The 17,532-nt window shown below is 68.0% G+C and carries 19 protein-coding genes, 5 tRNA genes and 2 pseudogenes; 10 read left to right on the top strand and 16 right to left on the bottom strand.

All coding sequences use genetic code 11. The features are described 5' to 3' along the window. Positions 1 to 3: 3 nt before the first annotated feature. Both ACIA8G_RS30770 and ACIA8G_RS30765 read left to right on the top strand, forming a co-directional pair. On the top strand, positions 4 to 1,092 hold the full coding sequence (locus ACIA8G_RS30770) for an XdhC family protein (protein WP_396422172.1): 1,089 nt from the start codon (positions 4 to 6) through the stop codon (positions 1,090 to 1,092). Further along, positions 989 to 1,309: pseudogene (locus ACIA8G_RS30765) on the top strand (gamma-glutamylcyclotransferase); the annotation flags it as partial. The gene ACIA8G_RS30770 and the pseudogene ACIA8G_RS30765, both read left to right, overlap by 104 nt. A gap of 169 nt (positions 1,310 to 1,478) precedes the next feature. On the opposite strand, the gene ACIA8G_RS30760 reads toward ACIA8G_RS30765, so the two are convergent. Continuing rightward, positions 1,479 to 2,390 (bottom strand): LysR family transcriptional regulator, encoded by a 912-nt coding sequence (locus tag ACIA8G_RS30760; protein WP_396422171.1) that lies wholly within the window; start codon positions 2,388 to 2,390, stop codon positions 1,479 to 1,481. A gap of 70 nt (positions 2,391 to 2,460) precedes the next feature. On the opposite strand from ACIA8G_RS30760, the pseudogene ACIA8G_RS30755 reads away from it, so the two are divergent. The 3 genes and pseudogenes from ACIA8G_RS30755 to ACIA8G_RS30745 all read left to right on the top strand — a co-directional run. Beyond that, positions 2,461 to 2,706, top strand: a pseudogene (locus ACIA8G_RS30755) (SDR family NAD(P)-dependent oxidoreductase); the annotation flags it as partial. Between the two features lie 8 nt (positions 2,707 to 2,714). Beyond that, complete coding sequence (locus ACIA8G_RS30750) at positions 2,715 to 3,353, top strand: SDR family NAD(P)-dependent oxidoreductase (protein WP_396422360.1); 639 nt, start codon at positions 2,715 to 2,717, stop codon at positions 3,351 to 3,353. Positions 3,354 to 3,357: 4 nt separating this feature from the next. Then, the gene (locus ACIA8G_RS30745) at positions 3,358 to 4,176 is read left to right on the top strand and encodes an SDR family NAD(P)-dependent oxidoreductase (RefSeq protein WP_396422170.1); all 819 of its coding nucleotides are present in this window, start codon (positions 3,358 to 3,360) and stop codon (positions 4,174 to 4,176) included. Here ACIA8G_RS30745 and ACIA8G_RS30740 read toward each other — a convergent pair. Next, complete coding sequence (locus ACIA8G_RS30740; protein WP_396422169.1) at positions 4,169 to 4,759, bottom strand: TetR/AcrR family transcriptional regulator; 591 nt, start codon at positions 4,757 to 4,759, stop codon at positions 4,169 to 4,171. The genes ACIA8G_RS30745 and ACIA8G_RS30740 overlap by 8 nt on opposite strands. An 81-nt stretch (positions 4,760 to 4,840) precedes the next feature. Here ACIA8G_RS30740 and ACIA8G_RS30735 point away from each other — a divergent pair, with 81 nt between their 5' ends. Beyond that, entirely contained in the window at positions 4,841 to 5,170 is a 330-nt protein-coding gene (locus ACIA8G_RS30735; RefSeq protein WP_396422168.1) for an antibiotic biosynthesis monooxygenase family protein, read from the top strand. Positions 5,171 to 5,188: 18 nt separating this feature from the next. On the opposite strand, the gene ACIA8G_RS30730 is transcribed toward ACIA8G_RS30735, so the two are convergent. Continuing rightward, the gene (locus tag ACIA8G_RS30730) at positions 5,189 to 5,788 is read right to left on the bottom strand and encodes a DUF305 domain-containing protein (RefSeq protein ID WP_396422167.1); all 600 of its coding nucleotides are present in this window, start codon (positions 5,786 to 5,788) and stop codon (positions 5,189 to 5,191) included. Between the two features lie 92 nt (positions 5,789 to 5,880). On the opposite strand from ACIA8G_RS30730, the gene ACIA8G_RS30725 reads away from it, so the two are divergent. Then, positions 5,881 to 7,362, top strand: a complete 1,482-nt coding sequence (locus ACIA8G_RS30725) for an LVIVD repeat-containing protein (protein ID WP_396422166.1) — start codon at positions 5,881 to 5,883, stop codon at positions 7,360 to 7,362. A 13-nt stretch (positions 7,363 to 7,375) separates the two neighbouring features. Here ACIA8G_RS30725 and ACIA8G_RS30720 read toward each other — a convergent pair whose 3' ends face one another. The 7 genes from ACIA8G_RS30720 to ACIA8G_RS30690 are packed head-to-tail and all read right to left on the bottom strand — an operon-like array spanning position 7,376 to position 13,881. Then, the gene (locus ACIA8G_RS30720) at positions 7,376 to 8,536 is read right to left on the bottom strand and encodes an MFS transporter (RefSeq protein WP_396422165.1); all 1,161 of its coding nucleotides are present in this window, start codon (positions 8,534 to 8,536) and stop codon (positions 7,376 to 7,378) included. Next, positions 8,533 to 8,928: a VOC family protein gene (locus ACIA8G_RS30715; RefSeq protein WP_396422164.1), complete on the bottom strand. Its 396-nt coding sequence runs from the start codon at positions 8,926 to 8,928 to the stop codon at positions 8,533 to 8,535. Before ACIA8G_RS30715 ends, ACIA8G_RS30720 begins: the two co-directional genes overlap by 4 nt. 7 nt (positions 8,929 to 8,935) lie before the next feature. Beyond that, on the bottom strand, positions 8,936 to 10,045 hold the full coding sequence (locus ACIA8G_RS30710; protein WP_396422163.1) for a low temperature requirement protein A: 1,110 nt from the start codon (positions 10,043 to 10,045) through the stop codon (positions 8,936 to 8,938). After that, on the bottom strand, positions 10,042 to 11,073 hold the full coding sequence (locus tag ACIA8G_RS30705; protein WP_396422162.1) for an ABC transporter ATP-binding protein: 1,032 nt from the start codon (positions 11,071 to 11,073) through the stop codon (positions 10,042 to 10,044). The genes ACIA8G_RS30710 and ACIA8G_RS30705 overlap by 4 nt, the downstream gene beginning before the upstream one ends. A gap of 5 nt (positions 11,074 to 11,078) precedes the next feature. After that, the gene (locus tag ACIA8G_RS30700) at positions 11,079 to 11,861 is read right to left on the bottom strand and encodes an ABC transporter permease (RefSeq protein WP_396422161.1); all 783 of its coding nucleotides are present in this window, start codon (positions 11,859 to 11,861) and stop codon (positions 11,079 to 11,081) included. Next, a complete protein-coding gene (locus tag ACIA8G_RS30695; protein WP_396422160.1) occupies positions 11,849 to 12,763 on the bottom strand; it encodes an ABC transporter permease in 915 nt (304 codons plus the stop codon). Before ACIA8G_RS30695 ends, ACIA8G_RS30700 begins: the two co-directional genes overlap by 13 nt. Next, positions 12,760 to 13,881 (bottom strand): ABC transporter substrate-binding protein, encoded by a 1,122-nt coding sequence (locus tag ACIA8G_RS30690; RefSeq protein WP_396422159.1) that lies wholly within the window; start codon positions 13,879 to 13,881, stop codon positions 12,760 to 12,762. The genes ACIA8G_RS30695 and ACIA8G_RS30690 overlap by 4 nt, the downstream gene beginning before the upstream one ends. Positions 13,882 to 14,286: 405 nt before the next feature. Here ACIA8G_RS30690 and ACIA8G_RS30685 point away from each other — a divergent pair, with 405 nt between their 5' ends. The 3 genes from ACIA8G_RS30685 to ACIA8G_RS30675 are packed head-to-tail and all read left to right on the top strand — an operon-like array spanning position 14,287 to position 16,207. Continuing rightward, entirely contained in the window at positions 14,287 to 14,802 is a 516-nt protein-coding gene (locus ACIA8G_RS30685; protein WP_396422158.1) for a hypothetical protein, read from the top strand. A 7-nt stretch (positions 14,803 to 14,809) separates the two neighbouring features. After that, positions 14,810 to 15,751, top strand: coding sequence for a hypothetical protein (locus ACIA8G_RS30680; protein WP_396422157.1), 942 nt, complete (start codon positions 14,810 to 14,812; stop codon positions 15,749 to 15,751). Positions 15,752 to 15,784: 33 nt separating this feature from the next. After that, entirely contained in the window at positions 15,785 to 16,207 is a 423-nt protein-coding gene (locus ACIA8G_RS30675; RefSeq protein ID WP_396422156.1) for a PPOX class F420-dependent oxidoreductase, read from the top strand. Positions 16,208 to 16,324: 117 nt separating this feature from the next. On the opposite strand, the gene ACIA8G_RS30670 is transcribed toward ACIA8G_RS30675, so the two are convergent. From ACIA8G_RS30670 to ACIA8G_RS30645, 6 genes are all read right to left on the bottom strand, one after another. Then, positions 16,325 to 16,399, bottom strand: a tRNA-Val gene (locus ACIA8G_RS30670). Between the two features lies 1 nt (position 16,400). Next, positions 16,401 to 16,473: transfer RNA gene (locus ACIA8G_RS30665), tRNA-Gly, on the bottom strand. 160 nt (positions 16,474 to 16,633) lie between these two features. Then, positions 16,634 to 16,705, bottom strand: a tRNA-Val gene (locus ACIA8G_RS30660). A 1-nt stretch (position 16,706) separates the two neighbouring features. Beyond that, positions 16,707 to 16,778: transfer RNA gene (locus tag ACIA8G_RS30655), tRNA-Cys, on the bottom strand. Positions 16,779 to 16,821: 43 nt separating this feature from the next. After that, positions 16,822 to 16,894, bottom strand: a tRNA-Gly gene (locus ACIA8G_RS30650). 107 nt (positions 16,895 to 17,001) lie between these two features. After that, positions 17,002 to 17,427, bottom strand: a complete 426-nt coding sequence (locus ACIA8G_RS30645) for an SsgA family sporulation/cell division regulator (protein WP_030466274.1) — start codon at positions 17,425 to 17,427, stop codon at positions 17,002 to 17,004. Positions 17,428 to 17,532: the final 105 nt, after the last annotated feature.

Genomic DNA, 17,532 nt, shown 5'->3' with positions numbered 1-17,532 from the left:
TTGATGCGCGACCTGGCGTCGACTTTGCTGTCGTGGGACCGATTCGCGGTCGCCTCGGTGGTGGCCGTGCGCGGCAGCGCACCCCGCCCGGTGGGCGCCGCGATGGCGGTCGGCCCCTCCGGCGAGGTGATCGGCAGCGTGTCCGGCGGCTGCGTGGAGGCCGAGGTCTACGACCTGGCGTGCACGGTGCTTTCGAGTGGCCGGTCTGCGCTGGCCACGTTCGGCTACTCCGACGACACGGCCTTCGCGGTCGGCCTCACGTGCGGCGGCTCCCTGGACGTCCTGGTGCAGCGCGACACCCCGTCGTTGCGCGCTGCCCTCCAGGCCACAGTGGACGGTTACCCCGTGTCGGTGCGATTCTCTGCTTCGGGCCAGGTGTTCACCGAGTCGTGGCTGCCACCGCCACGCCTGCTGGTCTTCGGCGCCATCGACCACGCCGCCGCCGTGGCCGAGATCGGCCGCTTCCTCGGCTACCACGTCACGGTGTGCGACGCGCGCCCGATCTTCTGCACCCCTGAACGGTTCCCCGCGGCACACGAGGTCGTCGTCGACTGGCCACACCGCTACCTCGCCAAGACTTTTACCGACTCGACCACCATGGTGGTCGTACTGACCCACGACCCGAAGTTCGACATCCCAGTGCTGGCTGAAGCTCTCGCCCGGCCGTTGGCCTTCGTGGGCGCCCTGGGCTCCCGCCGAACGCACGCCGAACGCCTCGACCGGCTCCGCGCGGAAGGGGTGCCCGAGGCCGCACTGGCCCGCCTGCGTTCCCCGATCGGCCTCGACCTGGGCGGCCGCAGCCCCGAGGAAACGGCGGTGTCGATCGCGGCCGAGCTCGTAGCCCTGCGGCACGGCGGCACAGGCCTGCCGCTGACCGTGTTGTCCTCGCCCATCCACCGACCCTCAGATCAGGAGAACCATGGCACTGATTTTCCTCAACGGCGGCGGCATGCGGGGCGGACCGTTGCACGAACAGCTCCAGGGCACGCCGATGGTCTGCCGGGCGCGCAGTGCGCCCAAATACCGGTACTTCTCGGTGCGGGGGAGATTCCCGGCCATGCACGAGTCGGGGACGGCGCAGGTGGTCGGTGAGCTGTACGACCTGCCGCTGAAGGTCCTGCGCGACCACCTGGTGCCGGCCGAGCCGCCGGAGCTCGAGATCGGGGTCATCGAGCTGGAGGACGGCAGCGCCGCGCTGGCCACCGTGCTGCGCGATGCCGTACTGGACTCGGAGCTACTCCGATCGGGTGACATTCGGGACATCTCGTATCTCGGGGACTGGCGGGAGTTCCTACAACGCGAGGGGTGAGGGAGTGGCAAGGGGGAGTTGCCGCAGGCGGCGGGATCAACCCGAAGTGATCCCGCCGCGGGGGACTGCGGCGCCACCGGGCCTGACCACCACCAGGCCCGGCACGTCGCCCCGAAGTCCTCGAAACGAGCGGCCTCTCATCGCCCGGAGATCACCGAACTGCGGGCGGCTACTCTGCCGAAATAACCGCGGCCCGCACAGCGGCGGCCAGACGCGCGACCGGTTCCGGCACCGGCCCGGGCAGCCGTGCCAGCAGAATCCGGCGCTGCTCGGCAGGCCCGCCACGCACCGGCAGAATCCGCACCCCGGCAGGCAACGCGGTCACGAGCGCGGCCGGCACCGTCGTGATGCCCAGTCCCGCGGCGACCAGCTGCAACTTCGCCAGCCAGTCACGCGCGGTGTGCGCGACAACTGGCCGTTCGTCCAGCCCCGGCCACACCCCCATCACCAGCTGGTCACCGGGACCGGCGATCCAGCTCTGCCCACGCAGATCGGCGATGTCCACAAAGTCGTTGCGCGCCAACGGGTGCGATGCGGGAACGGCGACCTGCAGACTCCGTTCGACCAGAGTCTCGATCTCCAGCGCAGGCGTCTCGTCGTCGGGCGCGCGGAACGGTGGTGACGACGCGATCAGTGCCACGTCCAACGTGCCTGCACGCAACGCGCGCACCAACGCCGGTGTGCTGCCCTCACGCGTGACCACGGTGATCGAAGGATGCGTCCGGCCCAGCGCCACGACCGCCTGGGGCACCAGCCAGGCCCCGGCGGTGGCGAACCAGCCGAGCCTGATCGTGCTCTCGTCCTCGTCCGGCAGCCCGGCCAGTTCCCGCGCGGTGGCGTCGACCTGGTCCACCACGATGGCGGCGCGGCGCAACACGAGCCGTCCAGCAGCGGTGAGCCGCACACCGTCGTGGCGTCGCTCGAGCAACGTTGCACCCGCCGCCCGTTCCAGGGTCGCGATCTGCCGCGACACCGCGGACTGCGTGTAGCCGAGCGCCGAGGCGGCCGCCGTGAGCGTGCCCCGCTCGGCCACCTCGCGGAACACCCGCAGGGCGACCAGTGACGCGTCCGTGAAGGCCATGACGTTTACGCATACCCTGGTTGAGAGACTTTCGCTACCCGCATGATCGAGACCGGCCTAGCGTCGAAGCGTGATCAAAACTCCGTTCGGGTTCAGCAGCACCGCGGCCGAAGTCGCCCAAGGCATCGACCTCACCGGCCGCCGAATCGTCGTGACCGGCGCGTCCTCCGGCATCGGCGTCGAGACCGCGCGAGCACTGGCCGACGCCGGCGCCGAGGTCACCCTCGCCGTCCGCGACACAGCCGCAGGCGAGAAAGCAGGCATCGGCCGGGTCGCGCAGCTGGACCTCACCGACCTCGCGTCCATCGACGCCTTCACCGCCTCCTGGCGCGGCCCGCTGCACGTGCTGATCAACAACGCCGGCGTGATGGCCACCCCGAGCAGTACACCGAGCAGGGCTGGGAGTGGCAGTTCGCGACCAACCACCTCGGCCACTTCGCGCTGGCCACCGGCCTGCACGACGCGCTCAAGGCGGAAGGCGCGCGCATCGTCGTGGTCAGCTCCACCGGGCACATGCTCTCGCCGGTGATCTTCGACGACGTCAACTTCGCGTTCCGCCGCTACGACCCGTGGCTCGCCTACGGCCAGAGCAAGACGGCCAACGTGCTGTTCGCGGTCGAGGCGTCCCGCCGCTGGGCGCAGGACGGCATCACCGCGAACGCGGCCATGCCCGGCGCCATCTACACGAACGTGCAGCGCCACACTGCAGGTCAAGGCAGCGGCACGGTCGACCCGGCCCTGATCAAGACGACCGGGCAGGGCGCCGCGACCTCGGTCCTGCCGGCCACCTCACCGCTGTTGGAAGGCATCGGCGGCCGCTACTTCAACGACTGCAACGAGGCGCCGACCGTCGACCGCCGCGGGGAAGCGCCGCCGCTGCACGGGGTTGCCCGCTACGCACTCGACCCGGACAACGCCGCGCGCCTGTGGTCCTACTCCGAAACCCTCCTCGCGAAGGCCTGATCCCATGACTGTCGCACTCGTCACCGGCGCCACCCAGGGCCTCGGCCTCGCGCTCGTCGAAGGCCTCGCCCAGCGCCTGGAACCCACCGACACCGTCTACCTCACCGGCCGCTACATCGACCGGGTCACCGCCGCCGTCCAAGCCATGCCCGGTAGCGGCGCCCAGGTCCGCGGCGAGCTGCTGGACGTCTCGGATCCCGGCTCTGTCAACCGGTTCGCGAAACAGCTGACCGAACGGCACGGCGGTGTCGACATCGTGTTCGGCAACGCCGTGATGCGCATGGGCCCCGACGACGACCCCCACGCGATCATCGAGAAATACGCCGAGGTCAACAACTTCGGCACCACCAGGCTGCTGCGCGCGTTCGCGCCGTTGTTGCGGGACAACGGCAGACTGCTCGTGGTCGCCAGCTCGCTCGGCACCCTCCACCACCTGGCACCGGTGCTGCACAAGCGGTTCACCGAACCGTCCTCATTGGACGAGCTCGACGAGCAGATCGAGATCTGGCGCGACGCGGTGCTGGAACGCCGCACCAGCGCGTGGCCCGCGTTCATCAACATCCCGTCCAAGATCGGCCAGGTCGCCGCCGTCCGCATCCTCGCCGGGCAACGCCGTGCGCACGACCTCGAGCACGGAATCCTGATCGCCTCGGTGTGCCCGGGAATGATGAACACGCCGACGTCCGCGCTGTGGTGGGACGTCAGCGCCGCGCCCACCCCGGCCCAGGCCGCGATCGGGTTGCTGGACATGGCGTTCGACCCGGTCAAGCCGGAGCAGTACGGCGAGCTGGTCCGCTTCGGCGAGGTGGTCCCGTTCAGCTGATGCGCTGGTCCAGCCCGTGCACGACCTGGTCGAGCAACGTCTGGATGACCGCCTCGTTGTGCTCGGTGCGCCCCGGGGTGATCATCCGGGACGTGGCCTCCACCATCGCGTGCACGAGCATCGCCCGCAGCGGCGCGCGCTGCACCCCGGCGGTCTTGAACACCCCGACCAGCGGCGCCAGCAGCCGTTCGTGCTCCGCCCTGATCTGCTCGCGCGACGAGTCCGGCAAAGTGTGCGCGGACAGGGCTACCACCGCCCCGTGGCTCCCGTCGGTGATGATCGCGAGCTCGGTGCGCAGGTACGCCTCGATCTTCTCGGGCACGGACGAGGCGCTGTTGACCGCGTCCTCCAGCTTGTCCGCCCACTCCGGCAAGGCGTCGGACACGATCGCGGCGACCAGTTCCTCGCGCGACCGGAAGTACTCGTAGAGGCTCGGCCGGGACAACCCCACGCGTCTGGCCAGCGACGCGAGCGTCAGCGCCTCCGCTCCCTCGGTCGCCACGATGTCCCGCCCGGCGTCCAGCAGGGCGCGCAATCGGTTGGCGCGGTGCTCCGCAACGGTATCGGCGCTGATCCTCGGCACATCGGGATCGTATCGCGCTTGCTTTCCCGACGGGGAGTTGGAATAGTTCCCGACAGAGCGTCGGAAACGGGGAGGGCCCACATGTTCATCGCGACGAACCGCCTGTTCGTCCCTGCCGAGCGGGCAGCTGAGTTCGAGGACCACTTCCGCGACAACATGCGCACGTTCCTGCCCGGCGTCCCCGGCCTGCTGCGCAGCACGCTGCTCAAGCCGACGAAGGACGACCAGCCGTACGTGTCGGTCAACGAGTTCGAGTCCGAGGAGCACTTCCGCGCCTGGGTCGCGTCCGACTCGTTCCGCGAGGCGCACAAGCGCAACCGCGGCATCGCGAGGCACGTGACGGGCAACGCAGTCGAGACCTTCCAGCACGCAGAGGACATGGTCCTGCCCCAGCAACGAACTGAGGCGTGAGAGCGCAGCCCTGCTGTCTCATAGCGTGGGCAGCAGGGCCTTCATCCGGTTGATCTCGTCGGTCTGCGTGGCGATCACGTCGTCCGCCATCTCCTCGACCTGGACGTTCGTGCCGGCACCGCGCACGTCCGTCGCCATCTTCAGCGCGCCCTCGTGATGCTTGATCATCAACTCGAGGAACATCCGGTCGAAGTCCTTGCCGCGCGCGGCGCCCAGCGCGTTCAACTGCTCCTGCGTGGCCATGCCCGGCATCGTGCTGTGGTCACCGTGCGATCCGGAGTCGTTGAACGTGCGCTGCCACTGCTTCATGGCGCCGATCTCGGGTTCCTGGCTGTACCGAATGCGGTCAGCCAGCCCCTTCACGGTCTCGTTCTGGGCGCGCTCGGGGGCGAACCTCGTCATCGCGAGCGCCTGCTCGTGGTGGCCGATCATCATCGCCACGTACTTGCGGTCGGCGTCGTTCGGCGGCGGCGGGATCACGCCGCTCAAGTCCGAGGGCGCCACCGTCGGCGCCGAACCGCCAGGCGTGTCCGGCGCGATGACCGGCGCCGCCTCCGGTGCCGAAGTGCAGCCCGACAAGGCCAGTACCAGCACGATCGCCGCAACCCCAGAACGCATGCGGAGGAGAATACCCTCCGAAAGACGCTGGCCTTTAGCAAGGCGAAAGGGTGATACTCCCCCTCACCAACCCGTACTGAGGGGGTACAGCTGTGACTTCACGCGCAACGGCCCGCCGGCGCAGAACGCCGCTGGCGGTTCTGGGGGCGCTCGCGCTGACGCTGTCGACGTTGACGGCTCCCGCGATCGCCGCGCCCGACCTTCCCGCCGATGGCGCGGGGCTGAGCGAGGCTCAGCTCGAGGCGCAGGCGGAAGCGGTCGACGGCATTCCGGGTGAGAACGAGATCAGCCGCAGCCGCAACATGGTGCTGGTCGCCCACCTGGACAAGCAGGCTCCGCTCGACCAGACGCAGACCGACATCGCGTTCCAGGGCAACTACGCGTTCGTCGGCAACTACAACGGCTTCACGATCTACGACATCCGCAACCCGAAGAAGCCGACCATCAAGAGCTCGGTGCTCTGCCCGGGCTCGCAGAACGACGTCTCGGTGTACGGGAACCTGCTGTTCCTGTCGACCGACTCGTCGCGCAACGACAACTCGTGCAACAGCACTCCGCAGCCGGCGACCGAGAAGTCGTCGTGGGAGGGCATCAAGGTCTTCGACATCAGCGACAAGGCGGCCCCGAAGTACGTCGCTGCCGTCGAGACCGACTGCGGTTCGCACACCCACACGCTGGTGCCGGGCAAGAACAAGAAGGACGTGTACCTCTACATCTCGTCCTACTCGCCCAACGCCACGTTCCCGGACTGCCAGCCGCCGCACGACAAGATCTCGATCGTCAAGGTGCCGCTGAAGGCTCCGGCCCAGGCGTCCCTGCTCAAGGCGCCGGTGCTGTTCCCGGACGGCGGTAACGCCGGTACCCCCGGCACGATCGAGACCGGCTACACCTCGGCCACCTCCGGTTGCCACGACATCACGGTGTACCCGCAGCTCGACCTCGCGGCCGGTGCCTGCATGGGTGACGGTGTCCTCTGGGACATCTCCAACCGGGAGAACCTGGTGGAGATCAACCGCGTCCAGGACGACAAGCACTTCGCGTTCTGGCACTCGGCGACCTTCAACAACAGCGGCACCAAGGTCATCTTCACCGATGAGCTCGGTGGCGGTGGCGCGGCGACGTGCAACGAGAAGATCGGCCCGACGCGTGGTGCCAACGGCATCTACGACATCGAGGGCAAGGGCAAGAACCGCAAGCTGGTGTTCAAGTCCTACTACAAGATCCCGCGCATGCAGGGCGACTCGGAGAACTGCGTCGCGCACAACGGATCGCTGATCCCGGTGCCCGGCAAGGACATCATGGTCCAGTCCTGGTACCAGGGCGGCGTCTCGGTGTGGGACTTCACCAACTCGAACAAGCCGCGTGAGATCGGCTTCTTCGAGCGCGGCCCGATGCCGAACAAGGCGGGCGGCGGTACGTGGTCCACGTACTGGTACAACGGCTACATCTACTCCTCGGAGATGGGCCGCGGCTTCGACGTGATCGACATGCGCGACCCGCGCACGTTCGCGGCGAAGTTCTTCCGCACGGACGAGCTCAACGTGCAGACCCAGGGCAACTTCTACCGCGGGTAGTCGTTTCCTCTGATCAGCGCGGCTGTCGTTTCTCGGCAGCCGCGCTGACTGCTGTCAGGACCAGGGTCACCGCGACACCGCCGAAAACCGCCCAGATCGGCGAGCCGACGTCCAGCGCCCACGCGGCGACGACGGCCGTCAGCCCGTAACCCGCGCCGGTCACCGCGTACATCATCGAGAACCCCGCCGCGTGCGCGCCGACCGGAAGCCGTTCGCGCAGCACGAGACTGCGGGTCACGAGCACACCGGACTGGAAGAGGCCGGCCGCGAGCATCGCGGCCGCGATGCCCGGCAGGTTCGGGAAGAACGCCAGGGCACCGACACAGGTCGCCGTCACCACCAGCAGCACGAGGCCCTGGGTGCGCAACGTTCCCGGCCACGGCCGCAGCCCGTACAGCACCGCGCCCAGCGCGCTGCACGCCGCGAAACCCGTGAGCAGCGGCCCGATCCAGCCGATGCCGATCCCCCGGTGCTCCAGCAACGCCGGCAACACGAGCTCGGCGACCGCCAGCTGTGCCAGCGCCGCCGCGCTGACCAGGTAGATCGGCCACGCCGACGCGACCACGTGCGCCTTGGCCGTGCCGGAGCGGGAGGTCACGTGCCCGCGCGGCAGGATGAACACCAGCCAGGCCGCCACGACGATCAGCGACACCGACACCACGACGGGCGCCCGGCGGTCGACGCTCAACGCCAGCACGGTGACCAACGCGGGCGCCACCGCCCACACCACCTGCGTGATCATGGCGTCGAAGCCCATCGCCTTGGGCACCAGCGAGTCCGGCACCAGGCCGAGCAGCATCGCGCGCAGCCCGCCCGGTGTCGTCGACGGCCCGGCACCCGCGACGAACGCCGCGATCGCCAGCACCGTGACGTTCGTCGTCAACGCCAGCGTCGCGAACGCACCGGCGCCGATCACCAGCCCGACGCTGAGCTGACCGCGCATCCGGGACGGGTCGAGCAGCAGCCCGAGCAGCGCCGCACCGAGGAGCTCCCCCAGCACGTAGACGGCCACCAGCGACGCCGCGAGCACGTAGCCGCCGGGCAGGCCCCTGGTCAGGAACACCATCATCAGCGGCGTCATCGACATCGGTAACTTCGCGGCGACCGTGACCACGGCGCACGCGAGCACGTCCCGGTTCGCGAGGTCGCGATAGCCGGCAGCGGAGATCGTCACTCGCCCAGCTCCTGGAACAACGTCAGCTGCAACCCCGCGGGCGCCTCGAGCCGGGCGTTCAGCGAGTTCCACGGCGTGCGCGTGGGTTCCGCGATCACCTCGGCTCCCGCCGCTTCCAGCTCACGCGTGGTCGCCGCCGAGTCGTCGACCTCGAACGCGACCCGGATGTGCCCGGCGACGCGCTTGCCCACCTCGACCTGGTCGATGAACTCCGCGTGCGGCGGGTCGGTGATCTCCAGCGTGGCCCGGCCTGCCTCGAGGATCGTCACCCTCCCGCCGTCCGACGCGAACGCCGCCCGTTGTTCGAGGCCGAGCACGTCGCGGTAGAAGCGCAGGGCCTCGTCGTAGTCGGCCGCGGTGACGACTAGACGGAGTTCACGAACACCGGTCATACGACGATCATCGCACCAGCCGTGTGAGGATCACGACAACCAGGGTGATCCCCGCGGTCACGTGGATCGGCGCCGGCCCGAACGTCGCGGCGAGCACCGCGACCGACCCGAGCGGCAGCAGGTACTTGCGCGGCCCGGCCTGGCGGGGGCAGTCCTGCACGTACCAGACGCAGAGGAAGAAGATCGCGAGCGGCACCGTCGTGAACGGCGCGATGGCGATCCCCGGCGCGTGCGCTAGGTGCAGGTCGTAGTCGACGCTGGCCGCGAGGCCGGCACCGAGCGCCGCGATCGACCCGAGGATGAAGAAGTGCGCGTAACCCCAGAGGAACGCCGTCTTCATCGAGAGCAGGTGGGTCGGCGCCTCGAAGTAGATCCACCACAGCGAGAACACGATGATCAGGCTGGCCACGGCGAGCGAGACGAGGTTGACGCCGCTGTCGAAGCCCTTCTGGAACGCCATCGTGGTCGACAGGATCGACTCGCCGAGCACGATCAGCGTGAAGAGCCCGTGCCGTTCCGCGATGTGGTGCGGGTGCCACGTCGTGGCCTCGGCGCGCTCGGCCCAGATCGGCACCAGCAGCTCGCCGATCATGAAGAGCACGAACAGCGGCAGCTGAAGGCTAGTCGGCGCGACGACCACCCACAGCACCCAGAGCACCTGCATGCCGGCGATACCGATGGCGTAGCGGCGCGCGCAGTTCCGGTGCGACGGGTTGTCCCGCGCCGCCCGCAGCCAGTGCACGACCATCGCGAGCCGGATGACGACGTACCCGCTGACGACGATCCGGTAGTCCTGGCGCTCGAAGACGGCCGGGATGCCCGCCGCGATCACCAGCACACCCGCGATCTGGACCATCGTGATGATCCGGTACAGCGTGTCGTCGTTGTCGAACGCGCTGGCGAACCAGGTGAAGTTGAGCCACGGCAACCACAGCGCGAAGAACGCCATGCAGAACGCCAGCAGGCCGGCCCCCGCGTGGTTCTCGGACACGGCGTGGTGCAACGAGGCGGCGGCCTGGGCGACCGCCACCACGAAGCTCAGGTCGAACAACAGCTCCAACGGCGTCGCGACCCGGTGGGTCTCCGCCGTGTCGCGCGCGAGGAGCTTCCTGATCATCCAGCTACCACCATGATCCTTGATTCGCTGAGGTCGAGTGCGACCTGCGTGCCGGGCTGGTAGGCCGCCGCCGTGTTGGACGGCTGGTCGACCCGCAGGATCTGCTCGCCCACCTTGACGGAGATCCGCGTGACCGGCCCGAGGAACGACTGGGTCAGCACGTCGCCGACGATCTTGCCCTGCGTTCCGTCATGCGTCGAGACCCCGATGTCCTCGGGCCTGACGATCACGCGAACGTCGCTTCCGGACGGTTGGTCGTGCGTGGCGGGGAGGGTGACGCCGTTGATCACGACGGTCTGGCCCTCCGCCTTGGCCTCCACGGAGTTCGTGACGCCGACGAACTGCGCCACGAACGCCGTCGCGGGCTGCCGGTACACCACGGACGGCGTGTCCAGCTGCTCCAGCCGGCCGTGTGACATGACGCCGACCCGGTCGGAGACAGCGAGCGCCTCCTCCTGGTCGTGCGTGACGAACAGCGTCGTCATGCCGAGTTCCGTCTGGATGCGACGGATCTCGTCCCGCAGCGAGACGCGGACCTTGGCGTCCAATGCGGACAGCGGCTCGTCCAGCAGCAGCACGCGCGGCTGGATCGCGAGTGCGCGCGCCAGTGCGATGCGTTGCTGCTGACCGCCCGACATCTGGTGCGGGTAGCGGCCGCCCAGGTGGGCGAGGCCGACCAGCTCCAGCAGTTCGCCGGTGCGCTTGGGGTTGCCGTCCTTGCGCAGCTTGAGTCCGAACGCGACGTTCTGCGCCGCGGTCATGTTCGGGAAGAGGCTGTAGGCCTGGAAGACCATGCCCATGTCCCGCTTGTTGGCCGGGACCTTCGTGATGTCCTTGCCGCCCACGGTGACCGTGCCGGAATCGGAGGTCTCGAAGCCCGCGACGATGCGCAGCGCCGTCGTCTTGCCGCAGCCCGACGGGCCGAGCAGGCTGACCAGTTCGCCCTCGGCGAGTTCGAGGTCGAGACCGTCCAGCGCGGTGTTGCCGCCGAAGGACTTGCGCAGTCCCTTGAGTTCCAGGTGACCCATGTGTGCTACTCCTCGACCACGGTCTGACGGCGCCGCTGGCCGACGTAGGAAAGTGCGAACAGGAGGACGAACGCGAAGATCAGGCACAGCAGCGACACCGCGATGGACACACCCGCGTTGCGCTTGCCCAGCAGGTTGACCTGCACCTGCAACGTGTCGAAGTTGAGCAGCGACGCGATGGTGAATTCACCGAGCACCAGTGCCACCGACAGCAGCGACGCACCGATGAGCGCGACGCGGATGTTCGGCACGACGACCTTCCACAGCACGGTGAACCACGACGCGCCGAGACTGCGCGCGGCTTCGGCCAGCGTCTTCAGGTCGATCGCGGCGAGACCGGCGTCGACCGCGCGGTAGGCGAACGGCAGCACCAGGATCGTGTAGGCGAAGGTGAGCGTCAGCGCCGAGTCGCCGAAGAAGTAGTTCACCCACGCGTAGAGCGGCGCCATGCCGACCACCAGGACGATCGCCGGGATCGCGAGCGGCAGCAGGCACAGGAACTCCACGAGCCGCTGCAGCTGCGGGAGCCGCAGCCGGATCCACGCCATCGTCGGCACGAGCAGCACCAGCATCAGCACCGCGCTCGTGACGGACAGCAGCAGCGAGTTGGTGAGCGCTTCCATCAGGCCGTCGTCGTCGACGATCGACGTCCACGACTCCAGGCTGCGCTGGCCCGCCTTGCCACGCGTGGAGAACTCCGCCATCGCGATCAGCGGCAGGATGAAGTAGATGCCCAGGACCAGCAGGATGATCGTGCGCAGCACGCGTTGCTTCACTAGCGAACCCACTTGGCCACCCTCCGCTGCAGCAGCACGTTCACGCCCATCGCGATGCTGACGACGATCACCATGCCCAGGCCGAGCGCCTTGCCCAGGTTCTCCTGGCCGAGCACGACCTCACCGGTGAGGAAGCCGCGGATCTGCAACGGCACGATCGGGCTGCCCTGCGAGACGAGCGCGGCGGCCGTGGCGTAGGCGCTGAAGGCGTTGGCGAACAACAACAGCAGCGCGCCGAGGAACGGCGGCGTGAGGATCGGGCCGCCGACGTGCCGCCAGAACGTCCAGCTGGTGCCGCCGAGGCTCGCGTTGGCCTCACGCCACTGCGGCCGCAGGCCGTCCAGTGCCGGCAGGAACACGATGACCATCAGCGGGATCTGGAAGAACGTGTAGACGAGCGTCAGGCCGGGCAGCTCGAACAGCCACGCGCTACCGGCGAACAGGTCGATGCCAACGTTGTCACGCAGGAACTTCGTGACGAGACCCTCGAAGCCGATCGTCGCGAGGAACGCGAACGCGAGCGGCACGCCACCGAACTGGGCGAGCACGCCGGACGCCGCGACGACGGTCCTGCGCAACATGCCTTCGGGGTTGCCGACCGCGATCGCCCACGTGAGCAGCGCGCCGAAGATCGCGCCGATCACCGCGGTGAGCGCGGACAGCTCGATGCTGCGCACGAACGCGTCGAAGACGACGCCCTTGAACAGCGTCGTGAGGTTGTCGAGCGTGAACGCACCGTTGCTGTCCTGGAAGGCACCGGCGAGCACGAGGAACGTGGGGTAGACGAGGAAGATGCCGACGAACGCGAGGAACGGCACCGCGACGAGCCAGGCGGCCGCAGATGGCCGACCGGCGGCCCCACCCTTCTTGGTGGGACCGCCGGGGGCCGCCGCTACGGGAGCGACAGAGGTCATCCGATGGCCTGCGCCCAGGTCGCCGTCAGGACCGCCTTGGCCTTGTCGGCCTGCTGCTGCGTCTGGAACACCTGCTTGCCGTCGGTCTTGGGCAGCTTGTCCTTCGCCGCCTTGTCCGCCTTGTCACCCATCTTGTCCAGGCGAACCGGGCGGGACATGCCCTTCAGGTACAGGTTCTGGCCCTCGTCGGAGTAGATGAACTCCTGCCAGAGGCGCGCGGCCGCGGGGTGCGGCGCGTCCTTGCTGATCGCCTGGTTGTAGTAGGCGCCGATCTGCGCCTCGGCCGGGACGACGACCTTCCAGTCGAGCTTGCCCTTGAGCTTCTCGGTCTGGGCGGCGTTGGTGTAGTCCCAGTCGATCACGACGGGCGTCTGGCCGGACTCGATCGTCGCGGGCGACGGGTCGACCGGTTGGAAGTTGCCGGCCTGCTTGAGCTGCTTGAAGAACTCGACACCGGGCGCGATGTCGTCGGCGGAACCACCGTTGCCCAGCGCGGCCATCATCACGCCGGAGAACGCGGCACCGGCCTGCGTCGGGTCGCCGTTGAGCGCGACCTTGCCCTTGTACTCGGGCTTGAGCAGGTCCTTCACGCTCGTCGGCGCCGGCACCTTCGCGGCGTCGAACCCGATCGACATGAAGCCGCCGTAGTCGCCGTAGTAGGCACCGTCCGCGTCCTTGAGCTCCGCGGGGATGTCCTCCCACGTGCTGACCTTGTACGGCGCGAACAGGTCCTTGTTCGCCAGCGCCACGTTCAGCCCGAGGTCGAAGACGTCCGGCGCGCGGTCGTTGCCCTTGAGCTGCTTGGCGGCGTTGATCTCCTCCTGGCTGCTCGCGTCGGGCTGGGCGGAGTCGACCTTGATGCTGTACTTGGCCTCGAAGGCCTTGATGATCTCGCCGTAGTTCGCCCAGTCCGGGGGCAGCGCGATGACGTTGAGCTTGCCCTCCTTCTTGGCAGCCTCGACCAGCTTGTCCATGCCGCCGAGTTCCTGGGCGGACTTCGCGGTCCCGGCGGCACCGGCCGGAGTGTCCTTGGCGGGCGGGGCGCCACAGGCAGCCACCGCCAGCACCAACGCACCCACACCAATCAACTTCGTGGTGACGTTCCCTCGCTTCAGCACAGCCGGAGGATTCGCGCGGGATGCTTTCGTTGTCAAGCCGGGCGCGCCGGTTGAGACCTTCTCGACTCCAACCGTGAATTCTCGGCGAGCTAGAGGTTGCCGGAGAGTGCTTCCCGAGCTTCACTCAGATGCCGCGCCGTGATCCCCGTGCCGGGATCCACGTGGATGAGCCGCGTGGTCAGATGCCGTCGCTTGTAGACGAAGGCGTCCCTGCGCGCGGGCGCGATCTCGGTGTTGGCCCGATGGCCCAGGCGAGCTCGGCGCCGGTGTCCTCGGCCAGCCGTCTCAACTGGCCCCCGCGCAGCGGGTCGAGCCAGATGCGGAGCTTGCGCCACCAGGCGACAAGATCTCCCCCTTGTGCCATTTGCCGGGCGGGCGGCGTCCTTCTTCCCTAATCTCCTCTCAATGAGACGTCTAGCGCTGCTCCTCCTGCTGAGCGCCACGCTGGTGGGCTGCGGCGTGATCGCCGACCTCGGCGCACTGCAGAACCGCCTCAAGGACGTCGGCTACACCGACATCACGTCCTACCACGAGTCGATCAACGGCACCGACCGCGTGCGGGTCACGGCGTCGTCCGCGGACCCGGCGTCCTCCGCCGAGGAGATCGCGGAGATCCTCTGGGACACCTACCCCGAGCACGTCGACCAGGTGTCGATCACGCTCAACGGGGTGACCGAGGGCTACACCGAGGACGACCTCCGCGCGGCGTTCGGCGACCGCCAGGTCACGGAGAAGCCCGACGGTGACAGCGACGTGGGGACGGTGATCATCACGTGGGTGATCGTGGGCGTCGTGGTGTTCCTGCTGTTCGCCGGCGGCCTGATCACCCTCATCGTCGTGCTCGTCCGCCGATCGAACCGCCGCAGGGCCCAGCAACCGCCGTACTACCCGCCGCCCCCGCCGGGCTGGCCAGCCGCATAGGACTCCCGTGACGCAGCCGCCCTACCAGTACGGACCTCCCCAGCAGCCCTGGGGCCAGCCCGCCATGCCCCCGCCCCCTCCCCCTGCACCGAAGAAGACCTCGCCGGTCGTCTTCGTCCTGGTCGGCATCATGGTCGTGCTGCTCGGCACGGCCGGTGTCCTCGGCACCGGCCTGCTCTGGCCGGGCTGGATGAAGTCCGCGAAGACCATCTCCGCCCCGGTCGACCAGTCCACACCGGAAAGCGCCGCCAAGGCCGTGGAGGAAGCGCTCAACCGGCGCGACCTCGATCAGTTCCTGAACGTGCTGGTGTGCAAGGACGGCCGCAACAAGGCCGAGAACAAGGACATCACGCTCGCCGAGGAGATCCTCTACCGCGACATCAAGGCGTTCGACCCGAAGAGCAAAAGCGACGTCCAGCCGGTCTTCAAGGTCGACGAGGTCCGCAAGATCAAGCCCAGCGACCCGGTCTACCGCGACGAGAACAAGGACGCGACCGTCGCGATCATGTCCGTCGAGTACCCCAAGGACAGCGGGCTGGAAAAGCAGCGCGGCGTGCTCGCGCTCTTCCAGGAGGACAACAAGTACGTCGTCTGCGAAATGGGCTTCGTGCCGGTCGCCGAATCCCAGGAACCGCCACCGGACCCGGACCCCGCCAGCCCGACCGGCCGCATGCAGGCGTTCGCGAAAGCGGTCAACGACAAGGACATCGCCGCCGCTCGCCTCTACATGTGCGCGTCAGCCCGCGCGGTCAACACGTGGGCTGAGAAGGCCATCGCCGCGGGAGGCACATTGCGCCTGCACGACAAGGTGACCACCACGAAAGCGGAGGACTCCGGCCAGGTCCGCATGTGGTACGTGCTCAACGGCACCGAGACCAGGGCAGGCGGGTTCCTGAAGAAGGAGTCCGACGGCTGGTGCCTGTTCACGTTCAACAACGACGCCAAGTAGTCGAAAACGCGGGTTCCTGTTCGTATAAGGGGCATGTTCACCGACGAAGAGATCGCGTACCTGCGTTCGCAGCCGGTAGCCCGCCTGGCGACGCTCGGCGAGGAGGACCAGCCCGACGTGGTGCCGCTGTCGTTCGAGTACGACGGCTCCTGCTTCTGGGTCGGCGGCGTGGGCAGGCAGGTCCTGGCGACCCGCAAGTTCCGCAACATCGCCGCCGGCCGCCGCAAGGTGTCCCTGGTGGTCGACGACCTGGTCTCCTTCGACCCGTTCGTGGCGCGCGCGATCCGCGTCTACGGCGTGGCCGACGACCCGGTGGAACGCGTGGGCCTCGTCGGGCCGGGCATCTACTGCCGGATCACGCCGACCGTGTCGTGGGCGTGGAACATGGCGGGCGAACCGGCGGGCGAGACCTGGTACGAGCCGCGCCGGGCCGTGCACACTTCCAGTTCCTCGTAGAAGTGGTCGGGCGTATTTCTTGAAGTCGCGCAGAAAGCGAACGGGGGCATTCACCGAATGAGTGCCGAAACAGGAAGAAGCCCCTCGATCTTCACAGATCGAGGGGCTTCTTCGCGCTGGTGGACGATACAGGGATTGAACCTGTGACCCCTACCGTGTCAAGGTAGTGCTCTCCCGCTGAGCTAATCGTCCGAGCGGATGACGAGACTCGAACTCGCGACCCTCACCTTGGCAAGGTGATGCGCTACCAACTGCGCTACATCCGCGTTGCCCCTCGGTTTCCCGTGGTGCGAGACGAACTTTATCCGACGCTCCCCTGAACTTCCAAATCGGCTGATCTTGAGCGCGGGCGGGGATGCCGGCAAGGCCGCAGAACGACAGTGGGGCCAGGCACGATGTGCGCCTGGCCCCACTGGTGATCGGATATGGACGATACAGGGATTGAACCTGTGACCCCTACCGTGTCAAGGTAGTGCTCTCCCGCTGAGCTAATCGTCCGAGGCGGAGACGGGAATCGAACCCGTGTACAGGGCTTTGCAGGCCCTTGCCTAAGCCACTCGGCCACTCCGCCAGGAGTTATGAGTCCACAGTATCAACCACTGGGGGACCCACAGAGCGGATGACGAGACTCGAACTCGCGACCCTCACCTTGGCAAGGTGATGCGCTACCAACTGCGCTACATCCGCGTACATCACTGCGTTCGTGATGTTGAAACAAACCTTATACGAGCGGTTCAAGCGGGTTTCACCGGGGGTACCCGCACCGCCTGCACGGGCCCCCTACCTCGGATGATTCAGCTGAGGTCGTTCGAGATGAGGTGCGTGAGCGCCTCGTCGACGTTGACCCAAAGGTGCTCGTTGCCCGGTACGACGACGTCGTAGGTCCGGTCGAGGAAGTCTGCGAGTTCCTGGGCGGACGCCTCGAACATGGCGTGCCCGGAAGGCGAGCTCAGCTCGATCACGACGACCTCGGGGTCGTCCGCGGCGGGCCGGATCCGGACGTCACCGTCGCCGGCGTCGGCGATGAGGCCGTCCGCGAGCAGATCGCGGGCGAACACCCACTCGACCCAACCGGCGCGACCGGTGCGGAACGCGGCGACGACCGCGTACGGGTCCTTCGTGTCGTATCGCAGCTCCACCTGAACCGGGACCGCAGGGGTCCTCGGCGCCAGCAGGTCGAAGACCGCTGTCGAGCGGAGCGTCACGTGGTCGTTGCGCATCGTCGTTACCCTCTTCTCCCTTCCCGGTCATCAAAACGACCGAGCACCTTAGTTGTGACGTGCATGTGGCGAGGAACGCTCGAGAATCGGGTGCATATCACCCCA

Source organism: Lentzea sp. NPDC051213 (genome assembly GCF_044455585.1).
In the GTDB taxonomy this organism is placed as follows: domain Bacteria; phylum Actinomycetota; class Actinomycetes; order Mycobacteriales; family Pseudonocardiaceae; genus Lentzea.
Note: the sequence above shows the minus strand (reverse complement) of the source record. Positions and strands in the feature narration are given on the sequence as shown.

What these genes read in the sequence shown, in the direction of transcription:
- ACIA8G_RS30770 (WP_396422172.1), top strand. Translation starts at nt 4, where the DNA reads ATGCGCGACCTGGCGTCGACTTTGCTGTCGTGGGACCGATTCGCGGTC.
- ACIA8G_RS30760 (WP_396422171.1), bottom strand. Translation starts at nt 2,390, where the DNA reads ATGGCCTTCACGGACGCGTCACTGGTCGCCCTGCGGGTGTTCCGCGAG.
- ACIA8G_RS30745 (WP_396422170.1), top strand. Translation starts at nt 3,358, where the DNA reads ATGACTGTCGCACTCGTCACCGGCGCCACCCAGGGCCTCGGCCTCGCG.
- ACIA8G_RS30735 (WP_396422168.1), top strand. Translation starts at nt 4,841, where the DNA reads ATGTTCATCGCGACGAACCGCCTGTTCGTCCCTGCCGAGCGGGCAGCT.
- ACIA8G_RS30730 (WP_396422167.1), bottom strand. Translation starts at nt 5,788, where the DNA reads ATGCGTTCTGGGGTTGCGGCGATCGTGCTGGTACTGGCCTTGTCGGGC.
- ACIA8G_RS30715 (WP_396422164.1), bottom strand. Translation starts at nt 8,928, where the DNA reads ATGACCGGTGTTCGTGAACTCCGTCTAGTCGTCACCGCGGCCGACTAC.
- ACIA8G_RS30710 (WP_396422163.1), bottom strand. Translation starts at nt 10,045, where the DNA reads ATGATCAGGAAGCTCCTCGCGCGCGACACGGCGGAGACCCACCGGGTC.
- ACIA8G_RS30705 (WP_396422162.1), bottom strand. Translation starts at nt 11,073, where the DNA reads ATGGGTCACCTGGAACTCAAGGGACTGCGCAAGTCCTTCGGCGGCAAC.
- ACIA8G_RS30695 (WP_396422160.1), bottom strand. Translation starts at nt 12,763, where the DNA reads ATGACCTCTGTCGCTCCCGTAGCGGCGGCCCCCGGCGGTCCCACCAAG.
- ACIA8G_RS30685 (WP_396422158.1), top strand. Translation starts at nt 14,287, where the DNA reads ATGAGACGTCTAGCGCTGCTCCTCCTGCTGAGCGCCACGCTGGTGGGC.
- ACIA8G_RS30675 (WP_396422156.1), top strand. Translation starts at nt 15,785, where the DNA reads ATGTTCACCGACGAAGAGATCGCGTACCTGCGTTCGCAGCCGGTAGCC.
- ACIA8G_RS30645 (WP_030466274.1), bottom strand. Translation starts at nt 17,427, where the DNA reads ATGCGCAACGACCACGTGACGCTCCGCTCGACAGCGGTCTTCGACCTG.